General features: G+C 70.0%; 13 protein-coding genes. 3 read left to right on the forward strand and 10 right to left on the reverse strand.

Translation table 11 applies throughout. The features are described 5' to 3' along the window. Positions 1-45: 45 nt before the first annotated feature. From C8263_RS01835 to C8263_RS01860, 6 genes are read right to left on the reverse strand one after another with little or no spacing between them, the layout of a single operon-like run. Positions 46-1263, reverse strand: a complete 1218-nt coding sequence (locus C8263_RS01835) for a Gfo/Idh/MocA family protein (RefSeq protein WP_107136370.1) — start codon at positions 1261-1263, stop codon at positions 46-48. Next, positions 1260-1532 carry a hypothetical protein gene (locus C8263_RS01840; RefSeq protein ID WP_146160549.1) on the reverse strand — a complete coding sequence of 91 codons (273 nt, stop codon included), beginning with the start codon at positions 1530-1532 and terminating at the stop codon, positions 1260-1262. Before C8263_RS01840 ends, C8263_RS01835 begins: the two co-directional genes overlap by 4 nt. A 60-nt stretch (positions 1533-1592) precedes the next feature. Next, positions 1593-2612, reverse strand: a complete 1020-nt coding sequence (locus tag C8263_RS01845) for an enolase C-terminal domain-like protein (RefSeq protein ID WP_408608022.1) — start codon at positions 2610-2612, stop codon at positions 1593-1595. Continuing rightward, positions 2609-3484, reverse strand: coding sequence for a C40 family peptidase (locus tag C8263_RS01850; protein ID WP_233218574.1), 876 nt, complete (start codon positions 3482-3484; stop codon positions 2609-2611). The genes C8263_RS01845 and C8263_RS01850 overlap by 4 nt, the downstream gene beginning before the upstream one ends. A gap of 38 nt (positions 3485-3522) precedes the next feature. Continuing rightward, positions 3523-4476: a dipeptidase gene (locus tag C8263_RS01855; RefSeq protein WP_233218589.1), complete on the reverse strand. Its 954-nt coding sequence runs from the start codon at positions 4474-4476 to the stop codon at positions 3523-3525. A 35-nt stretch (positions 4477-4511) separates the two neighbouring features. Then, positions 4512-5198 (reverse strand): HAD family hydrolase, encoded by a 687-nt coding sequence (locus C8263_RS01860; RefSeq protein WP_233218575.1) that lies wholly within the window; start codon positions 5196-5198, stop codon positions 4512-4514. Positions 5199-5405: 207 nt separating this feature from the next. Here C8263_RS01860 and C8263_RS01865 point away from each other — a divergent pair, with 207 nt between their 5' ends. After that, positions 5406-6551: an aminotransferase class V-fold PLP-dependent enzyme gene (locus C8263_RS01865; protein ID WP_107136374.1), complete on the forward strand. Its 1146-nt coding sequence runs from the start codon at positions 5406-5408 to the stop codon at positions 6549-6551. A gap of 52 nt (positions 6552-6603) precedes the next feature. Here the strand turns inward: C8263_RS01865 and C8263_RS01870 are convergent, their stop codons facing one another. Beyond that, on the reverse strand, positions 6604-7308 hold the full coding sequence (locus C8263_RS01870) for a metallophosphoesterase family protein (RefSeq protein WP_107136375.1): 705 nt from the start codon (positions 7306-7308) through the stop codon (positions 6604-6606). A 128-nt stretch (positions 7309-7436) separates the two neighbouring features. On the opposite strand from C8263_RS01870, the gene lnt reads away from it, so the two are divergent. Beyond that, positions 7437-8936 carry an apolipoprotein N-acyltransferase gene (gene lnt, locus C8263_RS01875; protein WP_233218576.1) on the forward strand — a complete coding sequence of 500 codons (1500 nt, stop codon included), beginning with the start codon at positions 7437-7439 and terminating at the stop codon, positions 8934-8936. On the opposite strand, the gene C8263_RS01880 is transcribed toward lnt, so the two are convergent. From C8263_RS01880 to C8263_RS01890, 3 genes are all read right to left on the reverse strand, one after another. After that, positions 8933-9979, reverse strand: coding sequence for a tyrosine-type recombinase/integrase (locus C8263_RS01880; RefSeq protein ID WP_107136377.1), 1047 nt, complete (start codon positions 9977-9979; stop codon positions 8933-8935). The genes lnt and C8263_RS01880 overlap by 4 nt on opposite strands. Before the next feature lie 28 nt (positions 9980-10007). Then, positions 10008-10496: an HNH endonuclease gene (locus C8263_RS01885; protein ID WP_107136378.1), complete on the reverse strand. Its 489-nt coding sequence runs from the start codon at positions 10494-10496 to the stop codon at positions 10008-10010. A 252-nt stretch (positions 10497-10748) separates the two neighbouring features. Beyond that, complete coding sequence (locus C8263_RS01890) at positions 10749-11705, reverse strand: diacylglycerol/lipid kinase family protein (protein ID WP_107136379.1); 957 nt, start codon at positions 11703-11705, stop codon at positions 10749-10751. A gap of 35 nt (positions 11706-11740) precedes the next feature. Between C8263_RS01890 and C8263_RS01895 the strand changes: the two genes are divergently transcribed. Further along, on the forward strand, positions 11741-12106 hold the full coding sequence (locus C8263_RS01895) for an IPT/TIG domain-containing protein (RefSeq protein ID WP_107136380.1): 366 nt from the start codon (positions 11741-11743) through the stop codon (positions 12104-12106). The last annotated feature ends 19 nt before the right edge of the window (positions 12107-12125 follow it).

Genomic DNA, 12125 nt, shown 5'->3' on the forward strand with positions numbered 1-12125 from the left:
ATCGTGATACTTTTCACTTACGAATAGATTCCCCCAACATTTACCTCACACTCCAGTCGAAAGTTCCACCACCCGGCCCTCCAACCGCGCCCGCTCGGCAGCAAAGGCGAGGCGGTGGGCGTCCACAGACTGCGCCAGTGGCGTCGGGGGAGAGGCGGCCCCACGCAAAAAGGCCAGCCACGTCGCCACCAGCCCCAGATCGCCGCCGCCGTGGGTGCCGGCCGTGTCCACCACCCAGCGGGTGAGCGCACCGCTGCGAAAGTCGTGAAGTTCCAGCTCGCCGCGTTCCATCTGGCCGCGCAGTTCGCCGTGGGTGCCCAGCAGCTTCAGGGTGCGCGTGTTGTTGTGGGTAAACGCGCTCACCGTGAGCTGCGCGGTCACGCCGCCCCCAAACAGCACGGTCACGGCTTGGTGGTCCGGCTGGGTGTTGTGGCCCAGGTACACGCATTCGCCGTAGGGCCCCTGCGCCAGCGCTTCCTCCAGCGTCTGCCCGCCAGCCGTGAGCACCGTCACCGGCCAGGCGTGCGGATCGCGGCCCCGGTAGATGGTCCGCGCGTCCGACGGGCAGCCCACCACCGGGCACACCACGCAGCGCGCGGCGGCCCCCGGCGGCGCTTCCCCGGGGCGGAAGTGGTGCAGCCCACCCTCACTGCTCACCCGCAGTGGCGGCGCCCCGGCAAAGGCGCGCAGCAGGTCCAGGTCATGGCTGCTCTTGGCCAGCAGGAAGGGTGCGGCGGGCGGCGACGCGCGCCAGTTGCCCCGCACATAGGAATGGGCGTAATGCCAGTGCGCCACGTTCTCGGCATGCTGAATGCCCACCAGCCGCCCCAGGGCCCCCCCGTCCAGCACCCCCTGCACCGCCTGAAAAAACGGCGTGGCCCGCAGCACATGGCACACCGTGACCCGCCCCGTCGAGGCCGCCTCGGCACGGAGCAGCAGCTCCAATTCGTGTTCGTGCAGGCAGACCGGCTTTTCCAGCAGCACGTCGTAGCCCAGGGCCAGTGCCTGCAGACAGGGCGCCACATGCGCGTCGTCGGGGGTGGCGATCACCACCGCGTCGGCCACCCGGCCCAGGGCAAAGAAGGCGTCCCAGTGGGCGAACTGCGCCGCCGGGGGTACGCCATGCCGCGCGGCCACCTCGGCCAGGCGGGCGGCGCGCGGCTCGACCAGATGGGTGATCACGGCGCCGCCTGCCTGAAGGAGTCGGCCGTAGACGTCGGCCCCCCGGTTGCCGCAGCCCAGCAGGGCAACGCGGGGGCTCACCCTTCACCCGCCATGTCGAAGAACAGCGACTCGCCCTGCGCCCAGGCCCGCAGCCACGTTGAAAGGTCCGGCGTCTGCCACAGGAGGGCCTCTCCAGGTGCCTCGAAATCCTCCACGGCGTCCAGATCGCACAGCCCCACCCGCCCGGTGTCCAGGTCCAGCACCGAGTGCACGTCGCAGCCCCAGTACGCCAGCAGCAGCCACGACGCCGGCCAGCCCTCCTGGGTCAGCGCCCCGGTCTTGGCCCAGCCACTCCAGGCAAGCGTCACCCTCATCGGTGGGCCGCTCAGCCACCCGCGTCCTCAGCGCCGCCAGCAGTCCACGCTCGTTCACCGCCGCTCCACGCCCCAGCCGGGGCCCACCGGGCGCGCCAGCTGCCCGGCCGTCCACTCCAGCCCTGCATACGGATCGTCGGCCAGCAGCAGGGCGCCGTCCAGATCGGCCCAGTCGCACGCGCCCGCCAGGGCCGCCGCCGCCGCGATGCCCAGGCTGCTTTCAATCATGCAGCCCATCATCACCTGCAGGCCCGCCGCCCGCGCCAGCCGCAGGGCGCGCAGGGCCTGCAGCGGCCCGCCCAGCTTGGCCAGTTTCAGGTTCACGCCGTCAAAGGCCCGCGCCAGGGCCAGCACATCCCCCACATGGTGCAGGCTTTCATCCGCCACGATGGGCACCGCCGAGACCCCGCGCAGGGCCGCGTGCCCCTCCAGGTCGCCCGCCGCCAGGGGCTGCTCCACCAGTTCGGCGCGCGCCGCCGCGAGCACGTCCAGCATGCGCCGGGCCTGCGGGCGCGTCCAGGCGGCGTTGGCGTCCACCCGCAGGGCCACCCCGGGCGCTTCCCCCCGCAGGGCCTCCACAATCGCCTCGTCGTGGTCGGTGCCCAGCTTTACCTTCAGGGCCCTGTGCCCACGCGCCGCTGCCTCGCGGGCCTGCCGGCGCATGTCGTCCAGCGCGGCAATGCTGACGGTGTAGCTGCTTTCTGGCAACGGCAGCGGACTCAAGCCCAGCAGTTGCCACGCCGGGCGGCCCACGGCCCGCGCGCACCAATCCACCGCCGCCATCTCCAGGGCGCACCGGGCGCTGGGGTGCCCCTGCGGCATCCGGGCCGCGAGGCGTGCGCCCAGGCCGTCCCAGTCCCAGGGGTCCTCCAGCGCCCCCGAGAGCAGGGGCAGCACGCCCTCCACCGTGGCGCGCGTCTCGCCGTAAAAGGCATTCGGGGCCGCCTCGCCCTGCCCCCGCACGCCGTCCTGCGTGAAGGTCACGAAGGTGCGCGGATACACGCTGTGGGTCCAGCGGGCAATGCCAAAGGGCTGCGCGGTGTGCAGCTCCAGCGTCTCCCAGCTCAGGCTCAAGGCGCCCACCGCCCAAAGCCCTCCAGGCTCTGTTGCAGGCGCGTGCCGTACTCGCCCTCGCCCAGCGTCTCCACCGTCACCCGCATGTGCGTGGCGTTGGCGTGCACCATGCGCCGGTCGTCCAGCATCAGGCCCACGTGCCCGGGAAAGAAGGCGAGGTCGCCGCGCTGCGCCGTGTCGACGGCCTGCAGCGCCGCCTGCTGCTGATCAGCGTCGCGCGGCAGGGCCCGCCCGTGCGCCGCATACACCACCTGCGTGAGCCCCGAGCAGTCCAGGCCCCAGGCGCTGCGCCCGCCCCACACATACGGCGCGTCCAGAAAGCGCAGGGCGAGGTCCGCCACATCCCCCGGCACCGGGGCGAAGGCGGCCGCCTGCACCCAGGCGTCGGCGCCGCCGGCCAGGGTGACGGGCACCCAGCGGCGCCCGTTCTCCTCGACCACCTCACCGGCCCGCGTGCCCACCTGGGCCCCCAGCGCCAGTTCGCCCACCAGCGCGTGCCGGATGCCCGGCTCCGCGTAGGCGTGGGCGCGCAGGGCCGTGACCGGCAGCCGCTCCGCCCCGGGCGGCTGGGGCTGCAGGTCGCCCGCGCGCACCCAGCCCAGGTAGCTGTCGTGTGCAGTGCGCACCCGCGCCCAGCCCTCGCGGTTTTCCCACAGCAGGGCCAGGGGCTCGCCGGGCAGCGCCTCGGTCACCTGCTCGGCGCGGCCTTCGGGGTCACCGAGCAGGCTCAGTCGCCCGGGGCCCGCCCACTGCGGCCGGGTGCCCAGGTAGCGCCAGCCCTCGCCGGGCAGCTGGCCGCGCAGGGCGCTGTCGGCCACGCGGGCCGCCTCGTCGAAGGCGTGAATGCGGGGGTCCAGAACAAAGTCCGTCACGCGCCCCAGCCTACGCCGAACGGAGCCGCCACAGGCCCTCAGAGCCGCGTGGTCAGCCAGCGCGCCCAGTTGCCGCCGGCCACGCCGGCGCGCGCTGTGGGGGGCAAGTCGTCCAGCAGCCCCCAGATGTCGCGGTGGCGCGTAACGCCGGCCGGCGCCTTTTCCGCTCCAAAGCCCCCATCCAGATCGCTGCCCAGGGCCACATGATGCCAGCCCACCAGCCCGGCGTAATGGCGGGCATGGTCGGCCAGTTCGCTCAGCGGCACCCGGTCCAGGCGGCCTTCGGGCAGCGGGCGAATAAAGCGGTTCAGGAACACCAGCCCGATCACGCCGCCCGCCTGCGCCACCGCGCGCGCCATCTCGTCACTCAGGTGGCGGTTGCCCGGCACCAGCGCGCGGGCATTGGCGTGCGAGGCGATCATGGAGACCCCCAGTTCCGCCGCGTCCCAGAAGGCCGCGTCGTCCAGGTGCGAGGCGTCCAGCGTCAACCCCAACTCGCGCATGGCGCTCACCAGTTCCCGCCCGGCGGGGGTCAGCGGGCCCGGCGCGCCCGTGCCCCCGGCGTAGCGCGTGCGCCCCCAGGCCGGCCCGATGAGGCGCACGCCCCGCGCCACCCAGAAGGGGAGATCATCCGCGTCCTGCACCGGGTCGGCCCCTTCCATCAGCAGCACCACCCCCAGCGGCGCGTCGGGGTTGGCCAGATGGGCGGCCACCTCGGCCCGGCTGGTCAGCAGCCGCACCAGCCCGGCGTCGGCCCAGCGGTGGTAGACCTCCAATTGGGCCAGAGCCTGCGCGCGCGCGCCCCCATGGTCCACGTACCCCTGCGGGCTGCCCGGCGTGCGCGGCAGGGCAAACAGTGTGCCCAGGCACACGCGCACCCCCGAGGCCCGCAACTCCGGCAGCGTGACGGTCGCCGTCTGCCCGGCCACCGGGTCGCCGGCACGCAGCGCGGCCAGGTCCAGCGTCAGGTCGCGCCCGTCCAGGGCATTCATGGCCAGGTCCAGGTGCCCGTCAATGCGCAGCGGCCTCACCGCGCGCGGGGCGGCCCCGGCACCCGGTCCAGCACCGCCCGCAGGTCGTGGATGGCGCCGCGTACCTCGCCGCGCAGGTCAATCTGCACCGCCTGCATTCCCAGGGCCTGGGCGGCGGCCACGTTCTCGGCCTTGTCATCCACAAACAGCACCTCGGCGGGCGCCACCCCCAGGGCCCCGGCGGCGTGCAGGTAGGCGCCGGCATCGGGCTTGTGCACCCCCACCACGCAGGTGGCCACCGCCACATCCACCAGATCGTCCAGGCCCACCGCCCTCAGCGTGCGGTCAATGCTGGGCAGGGTGTTGCTCAGCACGCCCACCTTCAGGCCCCGGGCGCGCAGTTCCAGCAGGACCTCGCGGGCGTGCGGCACCGGCTTCATGTAGACCTCGTAGGGATAGGTGGCCATCAGCTGCGCAGCGGCCTCGGGCGGCAGGCCCAGGCGCCCGGTCAGCTCGGTGCCGTAGTCGGCCCAGAAGGCGTCTTCCTGCGCCTGCGAGCGCAGGTCCCACCACGTCAGGGCGCGCGCGCGCCACTGGTCGCGCAGGGCGTGCAGCGCCGCGTCTGGCCCAAGGCCAAAGGTCTGGGCAATCCAGGCGGCCGCCTCGCGGTACACGTCCGGGTCGGTGTAGGCAATCGTGTCGTCCCGGTCAAACAGCACCGCACGCAGGGTGGGCTCACTCATGCTCCCCATGCTAGAGGCTGCGCGCCCCAGGTGCCCCGACCGCCCTGCCGGCCAGGACGCACCAGCGAAGGGGCATTTTCTGAAATTCGAGCAATCCCAGTCTCCGAAAGATTCATCATAAGCAATCTTGCCCTGCTGGGCTCAGGGATTCCACAGCTTCACGCAATCCTATTGCCAAACTCCCCCCACTCCCTTACCCTGGGGCGCATGGCCGTTTCCCTGCCCGAGCACACCCTCCTGACGCCCGGCCCCACCCCGATTCACCCGGACGCGCTCGCGGCCCTGACCCGCCCCATGCTGGGCCACATGGACCCGGAAGTCTTCGCCCTGAACCGGGAGATTCAGGCTGATCTGCGCGTCATGTACGGCGCGGCCCCCGACACTTTCACCGCCCTGCTGGCCGGCACCGGCAGTCTGGGCATGGAGGCGGGCTTTGCCAATCTGGTGGAACCGGGCGACGAGGTGCTGGTGTGCGTGAACGGTTCGTTCGGCGCCCGCATGGCCGAGATGGCGACCCGCTACGGCGCCCGCGTGCGCGTGGTGCAGGCCCCACACGGCGAGCCCATTGAACCGGCGGCGGTGGCCGCGCAGCTGGACGGCGCGCGGCTGGTGGCGGTGGTGCACGGCGAAACCAGCACCGGTGTGCTGAACCCGGTGCCCGCCCTGGCGGCCCTGGTGCGGGGCAGCGGCGCCCTGCTGACGGTGGACGCGGTGACCACGGCCGGCATGGAACCCTTCTTCATGCAGGACTGGGGGGTGGACTACGCCTATACCGGCGCCCAGAAATGCCTGTCAGCCCCCCCCGGACTGGCCCCGGTGGCAATCAGTGCGCGGGCGTTCGAGTGCTTTGCGGCGCGGCGGACCCCCACGCCGCTGTGGTACTGCGACTTTGACGGCCTGCGCGACTACTGGGACCGCCAGAGCTACCACCACACCGTGCCGGTGAACCTGCATTACGCCCTGCACGCGGCCCTGCGCGCCGCCCTGGCCGAGGGGCTGCACGCCCGGCAGGCCCGCGCCGCGCAGATTGGCGGCGCGCTGCAGCGGGCCCTGGCGCCCCTGGGGTTTACGCCCTACGTGGCCCGCCCCGAAGCCCGCCTGCCCACCGTGCTGGCCCTGCGGCTGCCCCCCGGCTTTGACGACGCGGGTGTGCGCGGCCGCCTGCGCGAGCGCCACATCAGCGTGACGGGCGGCCTGGGCCCCACCGCCGGCCAGATCTGGCGCCTGGGCCTGATGGGCGAGACGGCCCGCCCTGCACCGTACCTGACCCTGCTGCGCGCCCTGGAAGACCTGCTGGGCGAACGCGGTCTGGCCGAGCGCTTCCTGGACGCGCTGGCCCCTGTGCCGGCCTGAGCCCAGAACAGCGCGGCGGACCTGTGTGTGGGTCCGCCGCGCCTGAACTTTCCTACCCCATCCGCCCGGTGCGAATCACGTCGGCAATCACCGGGGGCAGGTTCCAGGCCATGATGTCAAAGGCGCTGGAGGCAAAGTCATAGGTCACCTTGTGGAGCGATACCTTGGGCTTGCGGCCCACGCAGTCCACAATCGCCACGTCGGCGCCGGGTTCGTGGTTCAGCGTCAGGCCCACGCTGCCGGGGTCCACGAAAGTGGTGTCGCCCAGCACGCGCACAAACGGCACATGTGAGCCGCCCACCACGATCACGCGCGCACCCAGCGAATCAGCCAGTGCTTCCAGTTCGCGCTCGGGGGCCATCAGATCCAGGCGCTGGTCCGGGGCGTGCGGGCTGCCGTGAAAGAAGCGCACCCGGCCAATGGGCGTCGTGATGCGCCCGCCCGGCGGCAGACGGCGCAGAAAGTCCAGCTGCTCGGGGGTCAGGATTTTTTTCGTCCAGGTCAGCACCTGATCGGCCACGCCCTTGCGGTCGTTGCGGTCCCCCAGGTCAATGGCCACGCGCATGTCGCTGGAGCCCAGAGCGGTGATCCAGCCCTCACGCCGCACAAAGTCAATGACCGGCCCCGGGCTGGCGCCGTAGCCCACGAGGTCGCCCACCACAATCACCTGATTGACAATGTTCTCGCTCAGGAAGCGTTTCACCGCCGTCAGGGCGTGAATGTTGCCGTGTATGTCACTGATAAAGGCCACTCGCAAGGTGCACCTATCCTAGAACATTCCGCCCTCTGTGGGTGCGCACCCACGGGGGGCCCCGGTCACTGCCCTGCCCTTCGCCGCTGGGGGCACAGGAAGCGGGCCCCGGGCGCGGCTCTATCATGGCTTCCATGCCTGTTCCCGTCACCGCCCTGCTGCTGGGCCTGGCCCTGGGCGCCTGCGGTCTGCCGCTGCCCTGGAGTGTGCTGAGCGCCCTGCCTCTGGCCGCCATCCTGGTGTTCACCGCCCGCGCTCAGAGCCCCCGGCAGGCGGCCGGGCGCCTGTTCTGGGCGGGATTTGGGTACATGGGGCTGCATCTGTGGTGGCTGGGGGCCTTTCTGGTGGACCTGTTCCGGGGCTTCGTGCCCATGGGTGCCCTGGCCGGGCTGCTGTTTGCCCTCCAGGGCGCCTTCCTGGGGGCTATGGCCCTGCTCGCCACCCGCCTGACGCCTTCAGCCACCGGGCGGGTCTGGACCCTGGCGGGCGGCTGGGTGCTGCTGGAATGGCTGCGCATGCTGGGGCCTCTGGCCTTTCCCTGGCCGACCCTGGGGTACACGCTGCTGCCCACGCCAGCGATTCAGGTGGCGGACCTGGGCGGGGTGCTGCTGGGCAGCGTGCTCGTGGCCTTGAGTGCGGCGGCCCTGGCCCACGGGTGGCTGGAGCGGTGGGGAAGAGGCTGGCTGCGTCCGGCACTGCTGGCCGCCCTGGCCTGGGGCGGGGCCCTGGGCTACGGCCTGACCCGCGTGCCCGGCGAGGGTCCTGAGCAGCCCATGCGGGTGCTGCGGGTGACCATCAACGGCTTTGACCGGGCAGCGGGCACGCTGCCGGCGGACACCCTGTTTGGGCTGTTCCGTGAGCCCAGTCTGAAGCGTCCCCCCGGCAGCGTGGTGGTCTGGAGCGAGGGGGCCATTGAGCTGCCGGGGGGCCCAGCGCCCGCCCCCGGCCTGCCAGTCCCGAACTTTCCCGGGCCCGGCATCAGCGGCATTGGGGGCACCGAATTTATTCCCACCTCCAATGGGGGCCTCACGGCGCGCCGCTTCAATCAGGTCACCAGCCTCAACGCCCAGGGGCAGGTTCAGAGCGCCAACGCCAAGGCGCGCCCGGTGCCGTTTGGAGAAACCCGGCCCTTCGACGCCGTGCTCTCGCCCCTCTATGGCCTGCTGGAGCGGGTGCTGGGCCTGAGCCTGGGTGATATTCAGCCCGCCCAGACCCTGGTGCCCCTCACGCTGAACGGGGTTCAGTACGGCACCTATGTCTGCTACGACAGCGTGTTTCCCTGGGTGGCGCGCACGCTGGCCAGTCAGGGCGCGCAGCTGCTGGTCAACCCCAGCAACGACGGCTGGTACAAGGGCTGGGGTGTGGAGCAGCATTTCCAGATGGGCCGGGTACGCGCCATCGAAACCCGGCGCTGGCTGGTGCGCAGCGTGAACCTGGGTGTGGCTGGCAGCGTGAACGATCTGGGCCAGCCGGTGCAGACGGTGGACACAGGCGACAGCGTACAGGTGCTTGATGTGCGCCCCAGGCTGCTGAGCGGGACCACGGTGTTTGTGCGTGTGGGCGACGGCCCGGCCCTGGCGCTGGCGCTTCTAATGCTGCTGTATGGCTGGCAGCGGCGGGCGCGGTGGCTTTAGGACTTGGGCTTCTCGCGTAGGGCCTCCATAGCCTCCATGGCTTCCCTGCGGACTTCAGTATCCATCTTGGCGTAGATCGCCGAGGTGTTCACCGAGGCGTGGCCCAGGACATCGGCCACCACGTGAAGGTCGCGGGTGGCGCGGTAGAGATGGGTGCCAGCGGTGCGGCGCAGGGTGTGAAGGCCCCACATGTCGGTGGGCAATCCCAGCGCCTTGTAATAGCTGGCCGCGATATCCCGCCCGCCTTTGGTGGTCAGGCGTCCCCCCAGATTCCTGGGGGTCAAGGACACCAGGAGCGGCGCGTCAGGGGCCGTGGTGGTCGCGACTGACACCCTGCAAAGCAGCCACGCCTGCACGGCCGCTTTGACACCTGCGGTCAGCGGAATCCGGCGCTCTTTGCCGCCTTTCCCGCGCACATGCAAAGACGCTGTGGTCAGATCGGCGTCGCCCAGATTGAGCCCCACAATTTCGGCTGCCCGCAACCCCACACTGCCGCCCAGCAACAGGAGCAGCCTGTCCCGCGTGGCCCGGGTGGGAGAGCTTGGGTGCAGTGCGTCGGGCAGCTGCAACAGCGCTGCGTAAGCGCCCGTTTCGATAGCCCGTTTGCGCGCGTGGGCGGGGGTCGTGTCCCCGGGTGGCCGAACCCCGGCGCTGGGATCGTGGTCCAGAACCCTGGCCCAGACCAGGGCCTTCATCAGATTGCGTACCCCGTACAGGTGGCGTTTCACACTGGCCGCAGAGAGCCCTTCAGTCTGGAGGTGCAGCAGCCACAGCTCGAACACCTCGTTAGACAGCTGATTGAGCGCCTGCGTGGGTGCTTCAGGTGGTCCAGTAAACGTCAGGAAACGCCGCACGCTCTCCGCATAATGCGCCAGCGTCAGGTCGCTGATGCGGCCGCCTCGACTGGATTTGAGACGCATATAGGTGTGGAGGAGGTCGGTGAGCGCCGCTGCGTCCTGGGTGTGTGCCGCGCGCAGGCCCTCACGCCGGCGGTTAGCTGCACTGGCCCAGCGTGAGGCCAGAACCAGCGCCGTACTGTTCACCGATACCTCTTATGTTTCATAAGTGAAATTATAGAACATTAGGTGGAGGAGGCTTCTGCGTCAAGCGTTGGGCCGCGCGCGCCAACCACTCCTCAAACTCCGCACGAGTCAGGTTCCATTTGGCGCGGTTGCACTGCGCGCAGGCCAGCACCAGGTTCTGCGGCTCATGGCGGCCACCTCGGCTCAGGGGCTGAATATGATCAATCTGGAAGCCCAGACCATTTTGCTCGTTCGGAAGGCCACAGTAGGCACAGGCCGGCGTTGCCCAAAACAACTGTGCCAGCCAGCCTGGTTCCACGGCCTGCAAGTGAGGAAAGCGCCGGAGCACACTGCCGTTCATGCTATAGGCAATCTGAAAGGCGCGGCGCCGATCATCTTGACCGTAGCGCTGACGATAGGCCGCTGCCTGACAGTCAAGGCAACGGTAGTGCCGACTTCCATCAGGGCGGTTTTTGGGAAAGTTTTCTATGGACAGGGGGCGCCGACAGACGCGGCAGGTCCGGGTCTCGCTGTTCATCCGCAGTACCTTAACCCCTCAGCCGCGCGCCGAGGCCCCTTCCTGGCCTTCCTGTGAGCCTGCCTGTTTTTTGCCCTCTCATACGGATTCCGTTCATTTCCATAACATCCGGGAAAGAGCCGGATGTTCCCCGCCTTCGGCGCTGTTCCAGCCCAATTCCCGGAACTCCGTCTTTGTTCCTGCTCCCTCCGGTCGGAAAAATTCCGGAATATGTTCCGGAATTTTTCGGAACACGTATCAGACTGGTTCTTTTCAGGTTTCCAGATCGGTGCGTTTGGCGGGGGTCAGAAAGCGCACCGCGCCGGGCAGAATGCGCGCCTCGAAGGGGGTGGTTTCCACGTGCAGCTCGCCGTCGTACTGCAGGGGAAAGGGCTCGTCGGCATCTACCTTGACGGTGCGGGCCTCCAGGGTCTCCAGGTTGCCGCTGAACACCGGGTCGCCCAGGTTCAGCTTGGCGCGCACCGAATCAATCAGGTTGGGGACCAGGCGCAGGATGTTGCCCGCCTTCATCAGAATGACGGTGAAGCGGCCGTCGGCGGGGCTGATGTCGCTGGTGATGGGCAGGCGGTAGTTGGCCATGCCAAAGTTGGCGACCATCACGCCAATGCCCTCGAAGGTGCGGGGTACGCCGTCAATTTCCAGGTGAAAGGTGGTCTTCTTGGGGTTGAGCTGCTTCATGGCGCTGATCACATAGGCCAGTTCGCCGTAGCGGGCTTTCAGCTCCTCGCTGTCGCGGATCATGCTGGCGTCGGCGCCGGCCCCGGCGAGCATGCAAAACCCGCTGGTCTCGCCCTTGACCTCCACCTCGCCCATGTCCAGGCGCAGGGTGTGACCCTGGGCCATGATGTCCACCAGCGCGGCGGCGTCGTGGGGCAGTTCGAGGTTCAGGGCGATCAGGTTGGCGGTGCCCGCCGGAAAGGCCAGCAGCGGCAGGTCGGTGTGGCGCGCGGCGTAGGCGAGGCTGCTCACGGTGCCGTCGCCGCCGGCCGCGACCACGGCGTCAAACTGCTCCAGATCGCCCACATACTCGCGCATGGGGGTCTCGGGCTTCAGCTCGCGCTCGGTCACCTCGGCGCCTTCGGCACGCAGCAGGGACAGAAACAGGGGCAACTGGCTGTCGCCGCTGCCGCTTCTGGGGTTAAAGACCACCAGAATGCGTTTGGCGCGCAGCGGACCCTGGGGCGTGAGGGGAGCGACAGAAAGGGTCATCGCCTGTATTACACTGCGGGCACGGAGGTTCAAGCATGCTGCGTTTCTTGGTTGCTTCTTTAGTGTTGACCGCGCCCCTGGTGGCCTGCGCGCCCGCGCAGCAAACCGCCATGGTGACGGTGACCCCCATGCTCATCAAGGTGTCGGAAGCGGCGGCGCGCGGCGGCACCGTGACCATTCAGGGCCGCTATCTGGGCGGCCCCAGCACCGGCCGCGTGCGCCTGGGCGCCGACGAGCGTGGCCAGGGCGGCTACCTCTTCCCGGCCACGGCTGTGCGGTCCTGGAGCGACAGCGAAATCGTGCTGACGGTGCCGGCCGACGCCCCGGTGGGCGGCAGCTGGCTGTTCGTGGAAGTGGCGGGGCGGCAGTCCACGGGGCTGCCGTTCAGCATCCGGCAGTAAGGGCCCCCTCACCACAGCC

The sequence above is a fragment of the Deinococcus arcticus genome, from assembly GCF_003028415.1.
GTDB lineage: Bacteria > Deinococcota > Deinococci > Deinococcales > Deinococcaceae > Deinococcus > Deinococcus arcticus.

Bases quoted from the DNA above. Each gene is read 5' to 3' on its own strand.
- C8263_RS01855 (WP_233218589.1), bottom strand. From the start codon at position 4,476: ATGAATGCCCTGGACGGGCGCGACCTGACGCTGGACCTGGCCGCGCTG.
- C8263_RS01860 (WP_233218575.1), bottom strand. From the start codon at position 5,198: ATGAGTGAGCCCACCCTGCGTGCGGTGCTGTTTGACCGGGACGACACG.
- C8263_RS01865 (WP_107136374.1), top strand. From the start codon at position 5,406: ATGGCCGTTTCCCTGCCCGAGCACACCCTCCTGACGCCCGGCCCCACC.
- lnt (WP_233218576.1), top strand. From the start codon at position 7,437: ATGCCTGTTCCCGTCACCGCCCTGCTGCTGGGCCTGGCCCTGGGCGCC.
- C8263_RS01885 (WP_107136378.1), bottom strand. From the start codon at position 10,496: ATGAACAGCGAGACCCGGACCTGCCGCGTCTGTCGGCGCCCCCTGTCC.
- C8263_RS01890 (WP_107136379.1), bottom strand. From the start codon at position 11,705: ATGACCCTTTCTGTCGCTCCCCTCACGCCCCAGGGTCCGCTGCGCGCC.
- C8263_RS01895 (WP_107136380.1), top strand. From the start codon at position 11,741: ATGCTGCGTTTCTTGGTTGCTTCTTTAGTGTTGACCGCGCCCCTGGTG.